At 41.9% G+C, this 21,394-nt stretch carries 18 protein-coding genes; 4 read left to right on the forward strand and 14 right to left on the reverse strand.

Annotation, left to right across the window (positions count from 1 at the left end; genetic code table 11):
• Positions 1–835: 835 nt before the first annotated feature.
• From LC605_RS21830 to LC605_RS21845, 4 genes are all read right to left on the reverse strand, one after another.
• Positions 836–1,273: a hypothetical protein gene (locus tag LC605_RS21830; RefSeq protein WP_229549624.1), complete on the reverse strand. Its 438-nt coding sequence runs from the start codon at positions 1,271–1,273 to the stop codon at positions 836–838.
• A gap of 72 nt (positions 1,274–1,345) precedes the next feature.
• Positions 1,346–1,726, reverse strand: coding sequence for a hypothetical protein (locus LC605_RS21835; RefSeq protein ID WP_229549625.1), 381 nt, complete (start codon positions 1,724–1,726; stop codon positions 1,346–1,348).
• 129 nt (positions 1,727–1,855) lie between these two features.
• A complete protein-coding gene (locus LC605_RS21840; protein WP_229549626.1) occupies positions 1,856–2,239 on the reverse strand; it encodes a hypothetical protein in 384 nt (127 codons plus the stop codon).
• A gap of 20 nt (positions 2,240–2,259) precedes the next feature.
• Entirely contained in the window at positions 2,260–2,877 is a 618-nt protein-coding gene (locus LC605_RS21845) for a hypothetical protein (protein WP_229549627.1), read from the reverse strand.
• A gap of 1,875 nt (positions 2,878–4,752) precedes the next feature.
• On the opposite strand from LC605_RS21845, the gene LC605_RS21850 reads away from it, so the two are divergent.
• Positions 4,753–5,151 carry a hypothetical protein gene (locus LC605_RS21850; protein ID WP_229549628.1) on the forward strand — a complete coding sequence of 133 codons (399 nt, stop codon included), beginning with the start codon at positions 4,753–4,755 and terminating at the stop codon, positions 5,149–5,151.
• Between the two features lie 174 nt (positions 5,152–5,325).
• On the opposite strand, the gene uvrC is transcribed toward LC605_RS21850, so the two are convergent.
• The 7 genes from uvrC to LC605_RS21885 all read right to left on the reverse strand — a co-directional run bounded on the left by uvrC (position 5,326) and on the right by LC605_RS21885 (position 14,900).
• Positions 5,326–7,203, reverse strand: coding sequence for an excinuclease ABC subunit UvrC (gene uvrC, locus LC605_RS21855; protein WP_229549629.1), 1,878 nt, complete (start codon positions 7,201–7,203; stop codon positions 5,326–5,328).
• Between the two features lie 241 nt (positions 7,204–7,444).
• Entirely contained in the window at positions 7,445–8,386 is a 942-nt protein-coding gene (locus LC605_RS21860) for an NF038130 family PEP-CTERM protein (protein ID WP_229549630.1), read from the reverse strand.
• A gap of 734 nt (positions 8,387–9,120) precedes the next feature.
• Positions 9,121–10,332: an LL-diaminopimelate aminotransferase gene (locus LC605_RS21865; protein ID WP_229549631.1), complete on the reverse strand. Its 1,212-nt coding sequence runs from the start codon at positions 10,330–10,332 to the stop codon at positions 9,121–9,123.
• Between the two features lie 59 nt (positions 10,333–10,391).
• The gene (locus tag LC605_RS21870; protein ID WP_229549632.1) at positions 10,392–10,727 is read right to left on the reverse strand and encodes a co-chaperone YbbN; all 336 of its coding nucleotides are present in this window, start codon (positions 10,725–10,727) and stop codon (positions 10,392–10,394) included.
• A 571-nt stretch (positions 10,728–11,298) separates the two neighbouring features.
• Positions 11,299–12,075 (reverse strand): PspA/IM30 family protein, encoded by a 777-nt coding sequence (locus tag LC605_RS21875; protein ID WP_229549633.1) that lies wholly within the window; start codon positions 12,073–12,075, stop codon positions 11,299–11,301.
• A gap of 162 nt (positions 12,076–12,237) precedes the next feature.
• Positions 12,238–12,993 (reverse strand): PspA/IM30 family protein, encoded by a 756-nt coding sequence (locus tag LC605_RS21880; RefSeq protein WP_229549634.1) that lies wholly within the window; start codon positions 12,991–12,993, stop codon positions 12,238–12,240.
• Between the two features lie 557 nt (positions 12,994–13,550).
• Positions 13,551–14,900, reverse strand: coding sequence for a hypothetical protein (locus LC605_RS21885; RefSeq protein ID WP_229549635.1), 1,350 nt, complete (start codon positions 14,898–14,900; stop codon positions 13,551–13,553).
• 329 nt (positions 14,901–15,229) lie between these two features.
• Here LC605_RS21885 and LC605_RS21890 point away from each other — a divergent pair, with 329 nt between their 5' ends.
• From LC605_RS21890 to LC605_RS21900, 3 genes are all read left to right on the forward strand, one after another.
• A complete protein-coding gene (locus tag LC605_RS21890; protein ID WP_229549636.1) occupies positions 15,230–15,769 on the forward strand; it encodes a DUF721 domain-containing protein in 540 nt (179 codons plus the stop codon).
• A gap of 572 nt (positions 15,770–16,341) precedes the next feature.
• Entirely contained in the window at positions 16,342–16,497 is a 156-nt protein-coding gene (locus tag LC605_RS21895) for a hypothetical protein (RefSeq protein WP_229549637.1), read from the forward strand.
• 332 nt (positions 16,498–16,829) lie between these two features.
• A complete protein-coding gene (locus LC605_RS21900) occupies positions 16,830–17,111 on the forward strand; it encodes a hypothetical protein (protein WP_229549638.1) in 282 nt (93 codons plus the stop codon).
• A 289-nt stretch (positions 17,112–17,400) separates the two neighbouring features.
• On the opposite strand, the gene menB is transcribed toward LC605_RS21900, so the two are convergent.
• The 3 genes from menB to LC605_RS21915 form a co-directional block, all read right to left on the reverse strand.
• Entirely contained in the window at positions 17,401–18,234 is an 834-nt protein-coding gene (menB, locus tag LC605_RS21905; protein ID WP_229549639.1) for a 1,4-dihydroxy-2-naphthoyl-CoA synthase, read from the reverse strand.
• 266 nt (positions 18,235–18,500) lie between these two features.
• A complete protein-coding gene (locus LC605_RS21910) occupies positions 18,501–20,264 on the reverse strand; it encodes an ATP-binding protein (RefSeq protein ID WP_229549640.1) in 1,764 nt (587 codons plus the stop codon).
• A 173-nt stretch (positions 20,265–20,437) separates the two neighbouring features.
• Positions 20,438–20,674, reverse strand: coding sequence for a hypothetical protein (locus LC605_RS21915; RefSeq protein ID WP_229549641.1), 237 nt, complete (start codon positions 20,672–20,674; stop codon positions 20,438–20,440).
• Positions 20,675–21,394: the final 720 nt, after the last annotated feature.

Below are 21,394 nucleotides of genomic sequence, written 5' to 3' on the forward strand. Positions count from 1 at the left end.
AACTTTACAAAGAATTTATGGATAGCAGTATATTCGCTGTATGTTTACTCATTTTGAAAAAACAAGATAGATTAATTCTTTAAGGGCAATGAATAGGGCAATTATGCCAGCCTATAAGCAATACAACAACAATAACTTAGACAACAGAAGGACAACTTGTAAAGTTTTCAAAATTCCTGATAAATAACTTTCTAATTAAAAATTAGAGAAAACATTCTCCAATTTTTAGTTTTTATAATCTACCGATGTGCGTGAACACCAGAGGCATAAGCCTCAATCACTTTGCCAGTTCGAGTGCAGCTAAGGCAATACTTCTCGGTTAAGGTGCAACATCAATTGCAGATCCCCCTTAGTCCCCCTAAAAAAGGGGGGTTGGGGGCAATACACTTGGGTTAAGCATTTCCTCCTTCTCTCTTCTCTCTTCTCTCTGTGTTCTCTGCGCCTCTGTGGTTCCTAAAAAAAAGAGTTTCAGCCCTTTTGTGAACCGTATTGGGGTTGGGGGGATCGACTCAAAACCTACGCAGTATTGGCAGCTAAGGGACTGACAACAAATAAATTACCTAATCTTGTGGGGTGGGCCGAAAAGCCCACCCCACAATCAGTAGTTGAGTATTTTTTTATTTGGAAGTCCCTAATCATCTTATGCAGCTACTATTGGCGATCGCCCCTCTAAGTACAGCGTTTCATTAATTCGTAGCGAATTCTCTTTGCGTTCCTTTGCGCTTCCCTTTGCGCCCCTACCCTGCGGGAAGGCGTTCGCGTAGCGTCTCGTAGAGAAGCGCCTATGCGTTTAAATTTCAACCCTCAATTCGCCACGATTTTATGCAAAGCTGTACTAAGGTTGTAGGTTAAAGGATGCTTTATTGATGAGAATATCGTTTTGAAATCTAAGTGTGACGCTCCAATATGGATTCATCTCATCTGCTCTTTGAGATTCGGAATCAGTGAAATCAACATCTTGATTGTTCCACTGGTAAACCTTCTCATGTATTTTTCCATTAGCAGAGTCGATATTGTTTTCATAAATCAAGATACCATCCCAGCCTATAATGGAACGAACTTCATCATAGGACATACCTGTAGATATAGAGTTATATAAATTTTCCCTGAATTCATCTGGCAAATTTATCTGTTGAATCTGTATAGTCTCGCGAGGATTTTGATTAAACACTTTGAAAAGAGAATTCATAAAGAAGGTAGGGATTTGAGTAATAGAAACAGTTCGATGAGAGTAGATAAACGTAACCCATACCAATAAAGCAACAGCTAACAATATTGAATATTTCATAAAAAAAGGGTGGAATAACCACCCTACAATTTTTTCCTGTATCAAGCGAGGTGATTACTAACGAATACCTGCACTGCTTTCGTGGATGCTGGTGTAGGTATTCATAATAGTATTGACTGTACCCCATACTCTATTCGTCATATCTTGGTGAAAACTACCATTCAAGTAAGATCCAGTCCGATGAACAGTAAAATTTTTAACCGATTCTCTAACATTACCATTGTTATATTCGGTTTCACCAGTATGATCAATATACATCTTGTCAGACCAAGAATTATAATCTTGAACGAGAGTTGAATTAGTTACAGTATCGATGTTTATATTAGTCTCTGTTCTGTTCCCCTTAATTGTCCACTGGTTCAAAACAAAAGTCTCACCTGCTAAAGCAGGACTAGTAAACAAAGTAGCAAGAATAGCTAACCCGACAACTTTCTTCATTACTTTGCCCTCATTACAAATTAGTTGCCTTTATCAGATAAACTAATCTAGCCAAAGGAACTTCAAGACGTTCGAGGGTGGATTTACCACCCTAGAATCTTTTTAAATTACATCAACTACTATTAAGAATTACCGAACACCTGCGGTAGTTTCGTGAGCATCAGTATATGCGTTAGTGGTGGTATTAATAGTACCGCCAACCTTAGTCCAATTAGTTTCACTATATTTACCATACAGATCAGCACTTGCTGTATGAACGGTAAATTCATTATAGGAAATTGTTTCAGCACCACCATAGTTTTTGCCGACATTAACATCGCCATCGATGTAAATCTTATCAGCCGAAGAACTGTATTTTTCATCCCGATGTGAAGAAGTATAAGAATCAAGTCTTAAATCGGTCTTTGTGACGCTGTTACTCCATGAATCTTCGTTACGGACATATGTTTCGCCAGCAAAAGCAGGGGTAGCTAATAAGGTAGCAAGAATAGCCAAACCAAGAACTTTTTTCATCAGTTGATCCTTGTTGTAAATTAGTTGTCTTTTTCAGTCTCGTTTTTAGGTAATTCTTGAGACTGGAACCTGGGAAGTTTGTTAGGTTCATTTGTATTAGTTCTGTTTATCGCAACCCCTTTACAGACAGCAGAAATAGTAGGAAAGCTGTCGGGGTTTAGTTGGATACCAGCACCGATTAGTTCGGCACAGGCACGAGCATTGATAATCTCTACATCATATTGAGTCTTACGAGAAATAGTTTCAGCCATTTGCTTACAAGTACCTTCTAGACTTCCACCCAGAGGGAAAACTATAGCAGCATTCACAGCATAAGAGGCATTGTTAGAGAAACTAATCCCGTCATAGGAACTCAAAGCAGTCCCTAATATTAAAGATGGTCGCGGACACACAACATTTATTCCAGCTACCCCTTGAATCTTATAAGTAGCGGATTCTCCAAGGTTATAAACTCCTGTTTGATTAATTGCAGCAGAGTTCCGTTGTTGATTATCAAGATTCTGTTCTTGATTAGGCTGAGATTGAGAATTAACAGAGTTAGTAACAGATTGTGCTTGAACTTCGAGATTTATGCTAACTACTCCCAGTAGACATAGTAAGGAATGGTTAGTGAATAGTCGTAGAGCTTTTTTAAACATTTGAAGTTTTTTAGATATTGCAAAGGAAGGATGTTAAGAGTCATTGATTAAGTAAATTGGCAGAATAGAACCAAATTCTGTAAAGAAAGATAAATTAAGGTAAAACTGTCTTTCTTCTTGCCTCCTACCTCCTACCTACTGCCTTATCTCAACGACAAATTTTTACGCAGACTTACTTGGTTTACTGATTTGGTGTTTGACCTCACTAGAACAAGAATGAATGTCATTGTTATCTGTAGTATTTGCCACTTAATTTACTCTTGAAAGTGGTGATTTACTAGAACTTTTGCTGTTCGTTATTCATCACAAATCAATATTCCCAAAGAGCAAAAAAAAACACGAGGGGGGTTTTGTGGGATTAAGTGGGAGATTGGCAAAGATTAAGATTCGTAGAGAAAATCTAGGATTACAGTTTGATTTATGTTAATGTCCTTATACCAATTTAATATGAAGCTGCATAATAAAGAACCCCACCCTAACCCTCCCCGATTTCGGGGAGGAAACTGGATTTTCCCCTCTTTGCTCTTCGTGAGGCGACTTTGGGGAGACGATGCCGCGCATGGGGTCTCCCCTTCGTTGTGCATCTGGCGTGTGGGGTCAAATTCTATGCAACTTCACAAAGAATGGGTATGAGATTCTAATGTTAGTTTAAATAAAGCTTCAACTAATCTGACTTTTAAAAAATCAAATAACATTCTTATATCAAGCTTTTAGTCAAGTTTTTCTACTTGGCTGCATCTCTGTTATCGGCGGAAATTTCTGCAAGCACTTGCGATCGCAATGTCTACGACGGGTTACGCCAATTCAGCAGCAGAAACATTCCTCAAACCTTTATCCTAGTTTATTGGACAATACAGTTCAGTTAAGCATTTCTTTCTTCTCTTTGCGTCCAACTCTTACGAGACGCACTCGCGTTGGCGTCCTTCTCCCAGGAGGAGACGCTACGCGATGGGGATTCGTTAAACCAATTCGCAATACTTCGGCTACGCAGTTCGACTGCGCTACTTCGACTACGCTCAGTACAAGTTCGCTTTTTCGCAATACCTCGACTTCGCTACTTCGACGCCGCTCAGTACAAGTCGGCACAAGTTCGCAATTACGTTTTGTGATAGGGATTTAGACCCCAACACAAAACGTGCTGCCATCAAAAGGCTAGGAATTAAACCCCTAAACTTTGTTAAAAAAACTGACTTTTACTGAGAGTTTTAGCTTTAATTGAACCGTATTGATTTATATGTTAATAGTTCAGCATTTTTATGTATGAATGAGTTTCTCTTGAGAAGAACATAAAAATCAACTTTTTAAAGCAACGATGATAACTCTTTAAAGGGAAAATAAATACTAGATAAAATTTTTGATAAATTAGTCAATCTAAAGGAATTTTTTAAAGATAAAATAAACTTTCTCATAAATTAGTCAATGTTACTAAAGTTTGTTATAGACTAGCTATTACTACGTAGAATCACTATCCATAAAAAAGGACGTGCTTCTACTACCAACAAGTAATAACACTTAGTAACTGCATTAGGAAATTTGACTCTTGTAAAAAATTGAAACCCAGTATTGAACAATCAAAGCTAATTTCACAAACCAATAATGAAAAAGTTCAAACTTATAGAACAAACGAATTAGCTCTCAGTATAATCGTTTTTTACTTAAGTATTATTAGCGAGATTTAAGTAGAAAATACTTGAAACTGTTTCAATTTAATAAATTTCATAGTACTCCTCTTTGATTTTTGAAAAAATGTCCTACTCGTCTACCTTTCTTATTTCGTGTTGCCTATTTTTACGAGTAAATTTATCAATCAAATTGGATTGCTATATCAACTAATAATAAATCATCTGCATAAAATTCATCAGATTAGTATTATCTATGAACACTCAAGAGTTATTAACTATTGCTGATAAAGTGGTATCGAAATCATCTGGTAGACACTTGACTGATTTACAAAGTGATTTGTTAAAAGCGTCTTATGAAAACCAGACATACGAACAGTTTGCCAACGATCGCGGTTACTGTCTCGATTATATAAAAAAGGATGTAGGGTCTGCGTTATGGCAATTGCTGTCTCAAGCATTAGGAGAGAAAGTGACAAAAAAGAACTTTCGGCAAGCGTTAGAACGATATCAACAGGCTGAAAAATTTGTGCCTTATAACGAACAAGAAAAACAACAATATTTTGGCATATACCTGATGTTTTGGCTTTATAAGGAAGCACTGAAGAATTCGACAACTTTTGACGATCAATATTACAGCATAGATGCCAAGTAAGTAAAAAACATCTAATTTGTATAATCGAATTAAATATAACTCTTGTGGGGTGGGCCGAAAAGCCTGCCCAGCTTATGCAACTTCAATGTGGAACAGCTTAACACTGCTGCGTTGAAATTAAAACTTTACTTGTTGAAAGTTTCAAATACTGATGTTGTGTGCTTTTCACCCATATCAAGATGGATGAAAATAATCGTAAATCTCTTGAGCCAAATGCGGCCCAATTCCTGCGACTTCAGCGAGTTGTACAGTTGTTGCTTGCCGAATATAATCAACTGAGCGAAAATGCCCTAGTAGCTGCTTTTGTCGATGATGTCCTAAACCAGGAATTTCATCTAAACGCGATCGCTTCAATTTATCACTACGCTGCTGACGATGGAAACTGACTGCAAACCGATGCGCTTCATCCCGCAGCCGCCGCAATAACTGTACCCCCGGTTGTTCTGCATCAGTTGTCAAGGGTTTAGATTCTCCCGGTAAAAAAATCTCTTCTCGCTGTTTTGCTAAACTGACAACTCGCAAGTCTTCTAATAAGTTCATCTCTTGCAAGATGGCGATAACTGATGATAATTGACCTTTACCACCATCGATCATGATTAAATCGGGCCAGTCAGGATTACCCAAACGTCCTAATTGCTGATCTTCCCCATATTTACGGAACCGCCGTTGGATGACTTCAGCAAGACTAGCAAAATCATCTGAGTGTCCTGCTGTCACCGCAGGATTTTTAATTTTGTAGTGGCGATAGTGCTGTTTTGCGGGTAATCCGTCGATAAACACGACTTGCGAAGCTACAGCATTTGACCCTTGAATATGGGAAATGTCATAACCTTCAATGCGATGCGGTACATCTGGTAAATCGAGAATGGCGGCTAAATCTTGCATTGCTTGGTGATTGCGATCGCCAAATTTCTGCATTCTTTGCAATTCATACTGAGCATTTCGCTCTACCATCTCAATTAATTCTGCCTTAGTTTGCCGCAAAGGAGTCAAGATTGTGACTTTTTTGCCTTTACGTTGAGTTAAGACATCAGCCAATATCTCTGCATCTGGTAAATCATGCTGCACCAGAATTTCTAAGGGTATTTCCACGGAGTCAGCAGTTTGGTAATGTTCCTCTAAAACTCGTTGTAAAATAGCTCCAGATTCTGCGTGAGCATCCGCTACAAACGCCAAACGTCCTACCAATTGACCCGCACGAATCTGGAATAGTTGAATACAAGCGTGGTGTTCGTCGGCTGCCAGAGCGATCGCATCCCGTGAAATAGTATCATCTGGTAAGGAAACTTTTTGGTCAGCTGTCAGCGACTTTAACCCAGAAATTTGATCACGAATCCGTGCTGCTGACTCAAAATTCAAGTCCTCAGCAGCAGCGTTCATCTGTTGAGTTAAAATATCAATTAGTTCCTGAGTTCGCCCTTGGAATACCATCGCCACCTTTTGGACAATTTTGCGATATTCTTCTGGTGAAATCAGCTTTTGACACACACCTGGACAACGCCCTAAATCAAAATTCAAGCAAGGACGGTCTTTAAAAAGTGGTTGAGGTCGTTGTCGCTGGGGAAAGATGCGCTTGCAGATGCGGACAATTTCTCGCAATAGACCAGCATCAGTATAAGGGCCGTAAAATTTATCCTTTTCTTTGCCGAATTGACGTTTACGGGTAATAAAAATTCGCGGATAATCTTCTGACCAAGTAATGCAGAGATAGGGATATTTTTTATCATCTTTGAGCAGCACATTAAAGTATGGCTGGTGCTGCTTAATCAAATTGGCTTCTAGCGCTAGGGCTTCGGCTTCAGTATCAGTGACGATGAATTCAATTTCTGTCACCAACTTGACCATTGTGGCGATGCGTTCACTCTTGTTGTAGCCATCCCGGAAATAGGAACGGACACGCGATCGCAACTTACGTGATTTACCTATATATATAATGCGATCGCTCCTGTCCCGCATGAAATAAACCCCAGGTTCTGGTGGTATTTCAGCTAGACGGTTTTCCAATCGTTCTGGCTCTTTAACCAGTGGTAGTATTTGAGTAGATATTGCCACAACCAAAATTAGGTAATCTTTCTCTATTTTAAGAAAAATTATTTTATCGTGCCGTTTTCACCGACTATTTATGCTCAAAGGAATTATTCATCAAAAAAGGGAGCTAATAGCCCCCTTACTTCTTTAGACATCTGGTGAAATTAAATATGCGTTACCCAGAACCCTTGTAGAGACGTAGCAGTGCTACGTCAAAACAATTCTTTTTCACTCCTATGTCTTTTGTAGTTTTGAACCCGCAATCTTAAATAGATGCTTTTTTTAATTTGTGTTGGGTAGCAAACAGACCAGCAATACCCAACAGACCAAGCATTACTGATGGTTCTGGTACTGCTGCGGGAGGCACGCCTTTGATGCTAACTTCATAGTTGCCATTTGCATCAGCACCCTGTCCTGAAATGTTGGTTAGCCCACTTGCCGTAGCAGAAAAGCTGTAAAGGAAATCAGTCTTGTTATTGTAGGTAACTTTAACAACTTCACTAGCTTGGAATCCATTTTTGAGAAAATTACCAAAGTTTCCTAACAAAGGCGCATAGTAATCTTTTAAATTTAAGTGACCAGCTAACCCAATTTTGATTTCGCCAGTGGTGTCATTTTGATTAACGTAAGAGATATTAGGGTCGCTGGAGCGTTGGAAACCACCGATGTTGAAAAATGCGTTAAAGGCTTGCTGGCGAAGAACCCAGCTAGGGGTAAAATTAGGTAGATTCAGTGCCAATTTAATTGCAGATTCATTGGTTGCTAGACCAGCTGCATTATAAAATTCGTTAAACCAAGTATTTGCAAAGTTATTTGCTCCATAGCTTGTACTTGATCCTGACGCAGTACTAAACCAGTCTGTTGCTGTCATGCTGCTCAAGGTAATACTTTTGCCACCAATTTGCCCTGTCAAGGTGGTGTTTTTGGTAAAATCAAAAACACCACCTTGTTCACTACTAGCTCGTAACTCTACGTTTCCAGTAGGATTTGCGGCGTTTCCATCCAGAACTTTTTGTACATTTGCGGAGGTCTTGTCTAGAACCTTGGCGCTGTTACCTTGGAAATCATAGATTAAATAATCACTTGCTGCTGTTCCACCGATACTAGCACCAGTGAGCGTTCCAGCTTGTGCTGGTACTGTGGCAAGAGCGCTCACACCAATAGCCATTGAAGCACCAATTACAAGTTTGTGAAAAGTCGTTTTCATTGTTTTCAAGTCTCTGCTCGTTTGAAAGTTAGGTTTTAAACTACTGCCGTTTTTAGGCTTGGGCTGTCTTGACTACAGGCTTTTTGGCAATACAACTGCTTAAAAACGCGACCTGCATTGTTAGCCATACTTGGTATCTCAGCGCACAAACCCAGTTTAAGAAACGGGAAGACCTAATTGGGTAAAGTTTCTGTTGATTATCAATGAAAAGATGAAGAATGTTTTGAGATTTTTATACGTTTAATTACGGTTTTTTGTTTAAATACATAGTTATAAAAAATACAAATAATCAAAATAGCATATCTGTCATTGGTATCAACTTAAGTCAGAAAGCTCATTCCACAGTCAATACTGCGTAGGTTTTGCCCAAAAACCTTAACCCGTGTAGGTTGGGTTGAGGAACGAAACCCAACATTTGGGGGGCTCTGCTGGGTTTCCCAGAGTCTCAACCCAACCTACGATTTTCCAAAACCTACGCAGTATTGATTCCACAGTCAATACGGTTCGGTTAAGACTAAAAATAAAAATGTCTAGGTTGGGTTGAGCAATGGGTTACCCAACAAAGATAGGACTCAATACGGTTCACAAAAGGGCTGAAACTCTTTTTTTTAGGAACCACAGAGGCGCAGAGAACACAGAGAGAAGAGAAGGAGGAAATGCTTAACCCAAGTGTATTGTGTTCTATTCGTAGATTTTACCGCCAAAAATTTTGGGCGTTCAGCTGGAGAAAAAATTTAATGAAGGAACTGGGCAATTCTTTCCACAGCAGTTTCTAACAAAGGTGGCTCATGCACTAACGCAAAACGGACATACCCTTCCCCGGATTTGCCAAAGCCAGCACCTGGGGAAGCGGCGACACCAGTTTCTTTGACTAGCTGGGTACAAAATTCTATGGAGTTTTGACTCCAAGATGAGGGCAATTTTGCCCAGATGTACATTGTGGCTTGGGGAGTAGGAACATTCCAGCCAATGTGGTGTAAAGCACTGAGAAAAGCATCACGTCGTCTTTGGAAAGTAGCGACAGCAGATTTTACGCCAGCTTGAGGGCCAGTTAGGGCTGCGATCGCACCATTCAAAATCCCCCCATACTGATTAAAATCGACGGCGGCTTTTACCTGGCGTAAGGCTTGAATTAACTGGGCATTACCGATGGCGTAGCCAATGCGGAAGCCGCCCATATTGTAGGACTTGGAAAGGGTGAAAAATTCAATTGAGACGCTTTTCTCTGGATCAGCTTGCAGAATTGAAGGGACTTTGGATTTGGGATTACCAGAAGAGTCTACCCATTCCCCATTTTCTGGAAATACCAAATCTACGTAGGGGAAATCGTGAACTAGGACGAGATTGTGTTGCTGACAGAAGGCGACAGCTTCTTGGAAGAAAGATAAAGGAGCGATCGCAGCTGTGGGATTGTGAGGATAACTTAATACCATCATCCGCGACTGGGCCAAGACTGGGGTAGGAATATCAGCAAACACAGGTAAAAAGCCGTTTTCTGCCCGTAGTGGCATTGGGTAGATTTGACCACTGGCTAGGTAGACTCCCCCCGCATGAGAGGGATAACCTGGATCGAGTAATAGGGCAAAATCTCCGGGATTGAGTATTGCTAGGGGTAAATGGGCTGTACCTTCTTGAGAACCAATCAGAGGTAGTACCTCAGTTTGGGGATCAACTTTGATGCCAAATTTTTGTTCATACCAGTTGGCTGCGGCTTCGCGAAACCCTTGAGTACCGTTAAACAAAAGATAGCCGTGGGTACTGCGATCGTGAAGAGACTGGGCGATCGCCTCGATGACATGAGACTCGGCTGGTAAATCAGAAGACCCCAAGGACAAATCAATTACCTCTCGTCCAGCAGCCAAAGCAACTGCCTTGGCCCTGTCCATATCGGCAAATACATTAGATTTCAGAGGTTGTAAACGCTTGGCAAATTGCATATTAGTCATTTGTCCTTTGTCCTTTGTCCTTTGTCTTTGATCATTTGCTAATGACTAATGACTAATGACTAATGACTATTTAAGTACGTATCTAAGAGAGCGAGTAGTTTATCTTTACCGATGACTCCCTCGCTGGATATCAAAACTTCCTGGCCTTGGAATAGTCTAATGGCGGGTACACCTTCCACTTGATACTGCTTAACAGTGAGTGGGTTGGGGTCAATTTCCATTTTCACGACTTTGAGGCGATCGCTATATTTAGTAGCAGCTGAGTTAATTAGGGGCGACATCAATTGACAAGGCCCACACCAGGAAGCCCAAAAGTAAACTAATACAGGCTGCTCGGCTTTTAACACTTCGGTTTCAAACTCAGCATCGGTTATGGTGATTACAGCCTTACTCATTGCAGTCTCCATCAGGTGGCGATCAAAGTTGGCACACACACAATACTTTATCCCAAAGTCGTCAATAGTCCATAGTCAATAATTGATAGTTATTTTGATTGTTAACTATTGACTAATGACATAAAATCCCACAGCCAACAGGCGTGGGACTGCTTCAAATAAGTCTTTTACCAATTTTCAGTAGCTTGGCGCAATTAAAGCTAACTGGCAAGGGCTGTCACTTGTACTGCCCTTCTCTTCTTAGGCTACGCCAACGAGCAAAGTCGAGATGCTCACCGTCAACTCACCAAGCGCGGCGTCGAAGTAGCGGAGTCGAGGTAAGTCGAAGTGCAGCCTCTGATAGAGTTGTATTGGTCATTATAGCGGTTCTGGCTTGGGTGCAGTACAGTTTTGACCTCTCTCCAAACCTCTCTCCTTTTAGGAGAGAGGTTTTGAATCTTACTCCCCTTCCCTTGAAGGGAAGGGGCCGGGGGTTAGGTCTGTATTCCATGCAATTGATAACCGCTATAGTAAGGACTTTAAGCCTATTTACGTTTCGTAACATAACGAAAGTTTATTTATGCCAGTTTACTTACAGCTGATCCAATTGCTTGCGTAGGGAATCTAACTCAGCATCAACCACCTCCTTAGACTTAGGAGCAGTGGTTTCTGATTGCGGTGGCAGTTGGGCTTGATTTTGGGGAGTAGCGGGTGGTAACATTTGGGCTTTCAAAGCTGCCAATTCATCATCAACATCGCTACTACCTTCCAACCGAGCAAATTGGCTTTCTAAATCAGCACCGGCTAACTCTCCTGCTGACTGGGCCCGGGCTTCTTGCATCAAGACTTTTTCTTCCATCCGCTCGAAGGCAGCCATTGCACTGCTGGTATTCATTCCACTTACCATGCCTTGGAGTTGCTCTTGGGCTTTGGCAGTGGTGATTCTCGCTCTGAGCATTTCTTTCTTGGTTTTAGCCTCAGAAATTTTGCTTTCGAGCTGGATTAAGTTGCGCTTGAGGGTTTCAACTTGAGTGCTTTGGGTATCTAAACTAGATTTGAGGGCGGCGCTGGTATCCGTATAAGTTTTCTTGCGTTCTAGAGCTTGTCGTGCTAAGTTTTCATCACCTTTTTGCAGTGCCAGTTGGGCATTGCGTTGCCACTTATTGATTTCATTTTGAGCATCATTGTACTGCTTCTCGCTGCGTTTTTGAGCGGCGATCGCCTGAGCTACTCCCTGACGCAGCTGCACCAAGTCTTCCTGCATTTCCAGGATGGCTTGTTCTAACATTTTTTCGGGGTCTTCGGCTTTGTTAACGAGGTCATTGAGGTTAGAACTAACTACTCGCTTAATGCGATCGAATAATCCCATAACTTTGTTTTTCCTTGGGTAATTTACGCTTTTTATTGGACAGTTAGCTTTTTTATTTTTTAATAGCTACCTATTTCAATGTAATCTTTCCGGTTTGAATCAGTACCTCCTAACAACTCTTATTTGTTAAGATATCTCGAAACTGAGGTAATTAGGCGAACTTCAAGAGTCCTGAGTTTTGGGTAACTGCTGTTGGGGAGGCTGCCCCGTCTTCTGGTTCTCCTGGGTGAGGAGAGTGTTGTCCTGCGTGTTTTCTGCCTGGTTTAAAACCTGCATCTTCATCGCTGCCAATTCGGCATCTACATCATTAGTAGATTCCAAGGAAGTAAATTGTGTTTCCAAGTCGTCGCTACTGAGTTGAGCGATGGCTTCTGATTTAGCTTCTATCTGCAAAACCTTTTCTTCCATCCGCTCAAAGGCACTCAGACTGCTGGTAGCAGAAACTGTGCCGAGCATTTCCTGGAGACGATAAGAGGCTTCTGCAGAACGGGCGCGAGCAATATACATATCTTTTTTAGTTTTTGCCTCAGCAATTTTTAACTCTAGCGATCGCATATCCTTTTTTAGCCTAGCTACTATATCGTTTTGCTGCTCTATCTGGGAAAAGAGGGCTGTAGTGGTTTCTTTATAGGCTTGGCGCTTAGTCAAAGCTTCGCGTGCTAGAGGTTCGTTGCCTTGTTGCAGTGCCAATTGGGCGCGACGATACCATTCTTCTGTTTGAGAGTTGGCAGCCCCTGCTTGTCGTTGGGTACGTTTTTGGGTAGCGATCGCTTGTGCTACACCCTGCCGCAACTGCACCAGATTTTCCTGCATCTGCAAAACAGTTTGCTCCAGAATCTTTTCTGGATCTTCTGCCCCACCGATCAAACTGTTGAGATTAGCGCGAATCACCCGCAGGATACGCTTGATTAATTCCATGTCGGCTCTCCATTCACGAAACTCAGTGCTGAATAATCAGTGCTAAGTGCTGAGTGCCTAAAGTCTATCTCATTAATTTTGATGAGTTCGTAGTAAGCACAAAGCGTGCTTAAAAATCCGGACTAAAGTCCTCATTTTTTAAGCACTTTAACCAATTTTAAGGGTTCCAGTTAGAGTCCTGAGTATAAAAATTGTTGTAATAGGATAGTAAACAAGCAAAATTTTGTCTTTACTACTTAAGTAGGTTGGCGCAATTAAAGTTAACTGGCTAAGGCTGTCATTTGTCATTTGTCATTTGTCATTGGTCATTGGTCATTCGTCATTCGTCATTAGTAAAGGTTTTAAGCTTATTTACGTTTCGTAACATACTTGATTTTTTTGCACCAATGTACTTAGCACTCCTAACTCCTAACTCCTAACTCCTAACTCCTAACTCCCAACTCCCAACTCCTAACTCCTAACTCCTAACTCCTAACTCCTAACTCCCAACTCCCAACTCCCAACTCCTAACTCCTAACTCAGGACTGTGATCTCATGGTATCGTAGGTTTTTGCAACTCATGGCTGCTGAACACGTGCCTTAATTCCCCTCGTCTGTAACAGTTGCATCTGTTTTTTTACTTGCTCTTTAGTCTTAAAAGCACCCAGATAAATCAATTCTTTGTTGGGTGATAAATAAGCATCGGGGACTACTTGCCGTGCTTCGGCAAAAGCCGCGCCTTTATTATCTATCACTACATGATAGAACCCATCTGTTCCTGGTTTGATTTCTGCATTCGGCTCTGGTGAGGTTACCATTGGCTTGGGCGAGATTTTTGCCGTTGAAGTGGGGGGCAAGGGCTGTAGCGTCTGTACTGGTGCTAAGGCGGTCGGATTTGTCGGTTTTAGGGCTGTGTTGGGGTCAGGCAATGCCCCTTGAGCATTTCGGGGGTTTTGGGGAAGGACTGGATTCGGCACTACTGCAAGGGTTGGCTGGGCTTTGGGTTTTAAGCCAACTACATCATTGGGGTCTCTCACCTCCGGAAACTCTTGGGCAGCTAGATTGGGATACTTGGGCATCGATGTGCTTGGTGGCTGGATTGGAGGTTGGACATTACTCTCAACTTCTTGAGTATTTTCTGGTGCGGGAGACGAGTTTCCATTAAACAACTTGCCTAAATTCCATTGTGGCAAGCTTTTGGGATTGAACACTACATAACCCAAGGTAAGACTCGCCACCAATAGCAGCAACATCGAGCCGATACCTAAAGGTGATAGCAGACTATCGCTAGAATTGATTGGCTTCTTGGTTTCTGCTTGTTCTTCTGTGAGACTTCGCAGTAGTGCTTCACTAGATTCTAAATAGTCATTTGGGTTCTTAGGGGTATCATCTGGCTGCACGAGATTTTGGCTCTTAGTATCTTTAACAACTACTGGCACGATGCTGCTAGTAAAATTAGGCGGAGGTGGTGGAAGTTGAGTTCTTGTTTTAGCAGAATCAGAGGTTGAAGGTACATTGAGATTATTTAGTTCCTCAGTATTTGCCGTAGCTGGCACTGGGTTATTTTGAGGATTTGCAGATACAGAAGATGCGGGTGGTACGTCAATTTTTGCCCTAGCTGGCGCTGAGTTTTCCTGATGATTGCCAGGTAAAGATACAGCCAGCACATTGGAGTTAACTTCCGTTACAGATGACTGAGCTGTGCTGGATGTTGTCAGAATGGCAGTCAAAGGCTGGGGTTGACTGCTCATGTAACTTGCAACACGGGACTGGTTCGATGACATCAAACCAGTTCGTGTGCGTCGATATCGAGCTAACTCTTGATCTAACGGCAACTCTAAACTCGCTAGTGCTGCTGCTAGTGCTGGCTTCAACCCAGGTGTTTTAGACGATTGAATACCGGAACCGTTCAGGGGGTTTTGAGTCATTGCCTCTGTGCCTCAAACGTAGACTGCTGGAATTAACTTTAGATATATCAATACCTTCGCCAAAATTAGAGGATCACAGCTAGACAATAAAGCTAAATTCCATAGACAGCAACGGTTTCAGGCTTTAAAATTGAGGTTTCAACCCATAGCCCAAAACCTGCATTCTGCGGGCGTTCTCAAAAATTGGCTAAGGTATTGGATATATTTGTGACAATAGTAGCGGAAATTATTTAAATAGACTTGGGGATGAGGCATGGTTATTCTCCTTGTCCCCTCATCTCCCTCATCTCCCTCATCTCCCTCATCTCCCCCACTCCCCACTTTGAACGATGTCGTTGAAATCAATTAATGATATTTTAGGCGTTCTGGAAAAGCAGGCTAAATGGCAGGAGCAACCATTTCAACTTCTGCTCAAGTTTTGGGCAGAGGTTGTTGGGCCAGTGGTTGCGGCACATACTCGACCATTGTCGATTCAGCGCGATGTTTTGTCGGTAGCAACTTCTAGTGCTGCTTGGGCGCAAAACTTGACCTTTGGTCGCACATCTCTACTTTTAAAGTTAAATAAAAAGCTGGCAACGCCTTTGGTTGACATTCGCTTCTCTACTGCTGGCTGGCAGAATCCATCTGTGGAAAGAAAACAGCAGCAAACGGTTTTGCCCCATGAGCATCCCAGTTACCTTGGTGATGAGATTAGTAGCCCTGATACCACACCCACCAAGGATGTGAATGCTGCTTTTGAGCATTGGACTAAGGTCATGCGATCGCGATCGCATGGCTTACCCCTTTGTCCCCACTGTCAATGTCCCACCCCACCCGGTGAACTCCAGCGCTGGGAAGTCTGTTCTGTCTGCGCTGCTAAACAGTTTTGAAGGAAATCAGTCCTGACCTATAGCGTTTCCTAATCACATGAGGTACATCGAAAGCCCCCTCTTCGCTTGCTCTTAGGGGGTTGGGGGTGGGGTTCTTTTACCGCACTGAATTGAGAACCGCTATAAGTAAGTTGGCGTGAAAAAACCTAAATATGTTACGAAACGTAAATAGGCTTAAAACCCTTGTAAATCACGAAGGACAAATGACAAATGACAGCCTTAGCCAGTTAGCTTTAATTGTGCCGACCTACTTAAATTAAAAGCAAAATACTTTAGCGATTATTTGTTGAGCATAATTTATCCTCAAGTAACTTGCTGCTACCACATCAAATATTTCTAAGTTATTTAGGACTTATGCAAGTGTCACAAAAAATAAAAGCTTTTAGTTGGTAGTAAGGGCTACCCTACGGGAACGCTCCGCGAACAGCCCTGATGAAAGAGGACTAAAGTCGTCTCTGCGAGACGCACTCGCGTTCACTACAAACTCAAAATAATATGCCAGTTGCGTAAATCCTATTATTAATAAAAAGGATATTTGACAAGGAACGAGGAAGAAGGAAGGAGGAATTCGTATGAATTTGGATGGGGATTCAAACCCCACCCAAATAGATGCTGCTGAATTAAAAATTGAGCAGGGGATTCAAACCCCTGCTCCCGACCGTCACGAGAAGTCAGAGGAAACAAGACCAACTTCGGTCTTCCCTCTTCCTTCTGACTTCGTTGAATGATAAAATATGCCTAATGTGGTATTTGCAGACTATTTATCTGAAATCATATCCCTTAAGCTATCCTTAAGGAGGAAGTTGAAAAGCTGGATAAATCAAAAGCTTTCCTTTTACTCTTGATCCCTAATAAGTTTTAGCCAAAATCTATAGGCAGCGACTGTAATAATTATTGAAATTTATAACAAGATTATAAAAATATCCTGAAGTTTATTTTTTCCTTGGGATCGCTGAAACCTATATAAAATAATGACTTTTGGGCTTTTATCCGTCTTTATACATAGAACGAAAATATAAGGGTGAAATTCAGCCAGAAACGGCACTAAAGATGAATCCAAATGAAACCCATTAAATTTTTAGCGTCTGCCTGCAAATATTGCCGTCATTACCAGCCAGAGGGTCGCCGTGGCGGAACCTGTCAGCAGTTGGGAGCGCCAGTTCAAGCAAGTTGGAAGGCTTGCTCTTTGGCGCTCCCACCTTTCGCACCTTCTTGGGAAACCTTGGAAGATGCTTGGGGTTTACCAGATGCAACACCAGTTTTAGCTTCTTCTCACTGCCTAGCCTCAGATTTAGACAATGCTGCTCTTGCCCCTCTAGAGGAAATAACTGCCTCTAAGTAAGTCGGCACAATAAAATCAAGGTATGTTGAGTTTTGTAAAAACCCTGGAATGACTAAATTTATAAGCTCTCTGCTGATTTTACACTTCGTTACATAAGTGGATTTTTTAACACCGACTTACTTGTATCTGAGAGGATGTTTTAAAAGTTTTTTTATCGGTAGCAAAACGTTTTAGATCCCCCTAAATCCCCCTTCAAAAGGGGGACTTTGATTCTTCCCCCAATTTATCGGGGGGTTAGGGGGGATCAACAAATGCCTAAAATCACAGTGAAATACTTTTCAAACATCCTCTAAGGCAACCAAGGAAAAGAGCGAAAATCTGGTGGACGCTTTTCGAGAAAAGCTTGTTTGCCTTCAGACCCCTCTTCTGTCATGTAATAGAGTAGAGTTGCATTGCCAGCGAGTTCTTGTAAACCAGCTTGTCCGTCACAATCAGCGTTAAAGGCAGCTTTGAGACACCGAATTGCCATCGGACTTTTTTCTAAAATCTCCTGCGCCCATTGAATACCTTCGGCTTCTAGTTGTTCCACTGGGACGACGCAATTAATTAAGCCCATTTCTAGAGCTTGTTGTGCATCATATTGGCGGCAGAGAAACCAAATTTCTCTAGCTTTTTTTTGTCCCACGATGCGGGCAAGATAGCTAGCTCCAAAACCACCGTCGAAACTGCCAACTTTCGGGCCTGTCTGCCCAAAAATCGCGTTATCGGCGGCGATGGTAAGGTCGCAGATCAAGTGTAAGACGTGTCCACCACCGATCGCATATCCAGCCACTAAAGCAATCACCACTTTTGGCATGGAACGAATCAGGCGTTGTAAGTCCAGCACATTCAAGCGGGGGATACCAGTATCATCCACATAACCCCCATGTCCCCGGACACTTTGATCGCCACCAGAACAGAACGCATATTTACCATCCGTGTGTGGTCCATAGCCAGTAAATAGGACAACACCAATAGTGGTATCTTCACGAGCATTACAGAAAGCATCGTAGAGTTCAAAGACAGTTTGAGGCCGGAAAGCATTGCGTTTGTGGGGGCGGTTGATGGTGATTTTTGCAATGCCATCATTTTTTTGATACAGAATATCTTCGTAGGTTTTGGCAGTTTGCCAGTTAATTTGCATTGGTATGGAGTGCGCTGTTGTTTGAGAATTTTATCGCGGACGTAGGGAGAAGCGATCGCGTTTGCGGTTCGTTTTTTTTATCCTCCGGCGTCAGTCAAAATCCCGTATATAAATTAAAGTTGCACATTCGGGATGCTCCCTGATGTGAAAATAATTAGTAGAAAAATTTTATATAATAAAAAACTATAAGCACAGGCATAACTAATTAACCTGTCTGATTTCATGATCGCTAAAAGAATTTACGAAACCTGTTTATCAAAGAACCTCTAACCTATACAGTCTGAGTCGCTATCACTAGATGAAACCATAACAGGTTGTTGATATAGTGGCACTGTAAATGTGACTGTTGAGCCAAGTCCTTCCCCCAGACTATAAAAATGTACCTCGCCACCCATTGCCTCCACTAGCTTTTGGGATATTGCCAGTCCTAAACCTGTACCACCATACTGGCGAGTGCGGGAGCCATCCACCTGAGAGAATAATTGAAAGAGTTTATCTTGTTTGTCCAGAGAAACACCGATGCCAGTGTCTGCCACACGTACTTTCACCATGCCAGGAAATTCCTGACCTTGAAAGTTCGGCTTCGCTTTTTTGAGTACTAAATCGGCGCTGACGGTGACACCGCCCTCATGGGTAAATTTGATGGCATTACCTAATAAATTGATCATAACTTGTAGCAACCGTTGGTAGTTGCTTTGGACAATAATTTCATCGGAAGTAGCTGGCATTTGCATCCGAAAGCTGAGGTTTCTCATTTCTGCTTGGGGACGCATGAAACCTTCTACATGACTGAATAGCTCATCTAGCTTGACTGGGGCGTAAGCTAGCTCCATTTTGCCAGCTTCGATTTTGGCAATATCCAAAATATCGTTGATGATATTCAGCAGATGTATCGATAAGTGGTGAGCTTCTGCCAAAAATTGGTTTTTTTCTTCTGGGTCATCTGCCATCCCTTCCAAAATCAGCTTCAAGAAGCCAATCATGCCGTTGAGGGGGGTACGAATTTCATGGGATACATTAGCCAAAAATTCGCTTTTGAGGCGGGAAGCTTCTTCGGCTTTTTGACGCGCTGCTTCTAATTCCTTATATAAAGTAGCATGAGCGATCGCAGTTCCCAATTGATCTGCTGCTTCTTTTGCCAGTTCCAAGTCCGATTCTGTTAATGTGTAGCATTCATCGTGCCAATTCAAGGCAACCAATCCATTGGCTTGGTCTTGATAGCAAGTCGCAACCACCAAAGTTTTCTGCCGCCCAGACCCGATGTATCCAGGCACTTCCATCACAACTGGTTCTAGGGTTGCCAAGGCTTGATCAAAAGCAGGGTCAGAAGCTATATCTATTTCTGAGCCAAGCATTGATTTTACTTCTGGCTGGCGATACTCAGCCTTCACCTCCACTTTTGAGCTAGAGGGCTGATAAGGACAAATGATGCAACGTTCTAGCCGTAGTGCTTTCCCCAAACTGTCAACTGTTTGCTGCCAAATAATATCTAAATCCAATGTCCGGCGAATATTTCTGGTAATCTGATTTACCAGTTTTTGGTATTGCTGCGATCGTATTGCTGACTCTATTTGTGTGGGCGTTTTTGATGCCACACGCACTCGTTTTTTGTTGAGTGTCGCTTGCACTAACCGTCCCATCACTAAAACTGTAGTAGCAGCCGTTGCCAAACTCGGCATAATCGGACTAATCACTAAGTCCAACTCAAATAATTCCTGGTGGTAGCTAAACCAACACTGAAACCTTTCCGGCATCAAACTTGTCAAAATCCGGTGCAATCGTTCCAAATAAGTAACCTTATCCACCGGGATAAAGGTTTGGGTCTGGTTCAGTTCATCAACTATTTTTTCCGTATTTAACCCCAGCAGTTCGCCGTGCTGCCAACAAAAGGTCAGATAGCGCCCTGCCCCATCTTGCGTGTACACCAACTCGGCTCCTAAAGTTGGTAATGAGCTATCAGTCTTACTGGTAATAGATTCCAGATTTTGGGAAAATACATTTGGCAATTGGGAATTGGCAATAATAGTCATTAATTGAGTTGGATAGACAAAGGGTATCCGACCGTAATTTTACTAAAGCTGCCAAAATTTATGCATAAACTTTTACAGCTTTTTTGTATTTTATTGGGTATTTCTTGGTATTCTGAAATTTAGATTGGCAAACTTCACTTTTTTTAACTTCTATTAACAGCTGATTGATGGCATCAATCGTTCCATTCACCGCGAGGAGGAACAGGGGTACGCACAGGAGTGCGCGTCAATTCATCATCTCTGAGAATTTCACCGCGCAACCACTGGCGAATAGCCACCTCAATCACTTTACTTGGGTCATTGGTGAGATGCTGAATTTGCTCTACTAACTCGGAGTCTAGGCGGACAGCGATTTCTACCTTATCGGTTTGTGTGTTTCCCGCTTCGGTAGTTTTCTCTTGCATATTCATAGGTTTATATACTCTGAATTGGTTTCGTCTAAAGTTTTGTAAAGTAGTTATATTGATCATTTGAGCTAATTTACTGAAAAATCTTCAAGGGCGCAGTTACATAATTCCCTGAAATAGCACCAAAGTAACAGCTTTAAGTTTTAATTCGCATTATTCATATAACTGACTAAACAATGGCTCTAGAAGTTTTGCCGATAAATTAGTGATTCTGGGTAATTACGGTGGCAATTGCCCATGATCTCTACATGATCCCTACATGTACTTATTTACATTTATTGTACGCTCCTAGCTGATGAATACTAGCAGCGACAAATAGACTTTCATAATATTCTTAAAAGTCTACCTATTTAGATCGAAAGTTAAAGATAGGGTGAAGAGGGGGTGAGGGAGCAGGGGGAGATGGGGGAGATGAGGGAGATGAGGGAGATGAGGGAGATTAGGGAGCAGGGGGAGAATAATAACTCCTAACTAACTTCGGCGGGTTTAAGTCCCCGGCTAAAAACCAAGCCGCAAGTATGTAAGTCTTGTTCTAAATCCCCGTTACAAAACTGTACTTCCGACTTCCGACTTCCGACTTCCGACTTCCGACTTCTTTATTGGACTTTGGACAAAAAAGAAGTGTTCGCGTATGTATTACGCGAATAAATGATTAATCTTGTTTATAGTTACCAGCAAAAAAAAAGCATAGCCACCAGAACCCCAAGGTATAGTAATATAAAC

It is taken from the genome of Nostoc sp. CHAB 5836 (assembly GCF_020829445.1).
Taxonomy (GTDB): Bacteria; Cyanobacteriota; Cyanobacteriia; order Cyanobacteriales; family Nostocaceae; genus Nostoc.

Coding starts and splice junctions, on each gene's coding strand:
- LC605_RS21835 (WP_229549625.1), bottom strand. CDS start 1,726: ATGAAGAAAGTTGTCGGGTTAGCTATTCTTGCTACTTTGTTTACTAGT.
- LC605_RS21840 (WP_229549626.1), bottom strand. CDS start 2,239: ATGAAAAAAGTTCTTGGTTTGGCTATTCTTGCTACCTTATTAGCTACC.
- LC605_RS21845 (WP_229549627.1), bottom strand. CDS start 2,877: ATGTTTAAAAAAGCTCTACGACTATTCACTAACCATTCCTTACTATGT.
- LC605_RS21850 (WP_229549628.1), top strand. CDS start 4,753: ATGAACACTCAAGAGTTATTAACTATTGCTGATAAAGTGGTATCGAAA.
- LC605_RS21860 (WP_229549630.1), bottom strand. CDS start 8,386: ATGAAAACGACTTTTCACAAACTTGTAATTGGTGCTTCAATGGCTATT.
- LC605_RS21865 (WP_229549631.1), bottom strand. CDS start 10,332: ATGACTAATATGCAATTTGCCAAGCGTTTACAACCTCTGAAATCTAAT.
- LC605_RS21870 (WP_229549632.1), bottom strand. CDS start 10,727: ATGAGTAAGGCTGTAATCACCATAACCGATGCTGAGTTTGAAACCGAA.
- LC605_RS21875 (WP_229549633.1), bottom strand. CDS start 12,075: ATGGGATTATTCGATCGCATTAAGCGAGTAGTTAGTTCTAACCTCAAT.
- LC605_RS21880 (WP_229549634.1), bottom strand. CDS start 12,993: ATGGAATTAATCAAGCGTATCCTGCGGGTGATTCGCGCTAATCTCAAC.
- LC605_RS21885 (WP_229549635.1), bottom strand. CDS start 14,900: ATGACTCAAAACCCCCTGAACGGTTCCGGTATTCAATCGTCTAAAACA.
- LC605_RS21890 (WP_229549636.1), top strand. CDS start 15,230: ATGTCGTTGAAATCAATTAATGATATTTTAGGCGTTCTGGAAAAGCAG.
- LC605_RS21895 (WP_229549637.1), top strand. CDS start 16,342: ATGAATTTGGATGGGGATTCAAACCCCACCCAAATAGATGCTGCTGAA.
- LC605_RS21900 (WP_229549638.1), top strand. CDS start 16,830: ATGAAACCCATTAAATTTTTAGCGTCTGCCTGCAAATATTGCCGTCAT.
- menB (WP_229549639.1), bottom strand. CDS start 18,234: ATGCAAATTAACTGGCAAACTGCCAAAACCTACGAAGATATTCTGTAT.
- LC605_RS21910 (WP_229549640.1), bottom strand. CDS start 20,264: ATGACTATTATTGCCAATTCCCAATTGCCAAATGTATTTTCCCAAAAT.
- LC605_RS21915 (WP_229549641.1), bottom strand. CDS start 20,674: ATGAATATGCAAGAGAAAACTACCGAAGCGGGAAACACACAAACCGAT.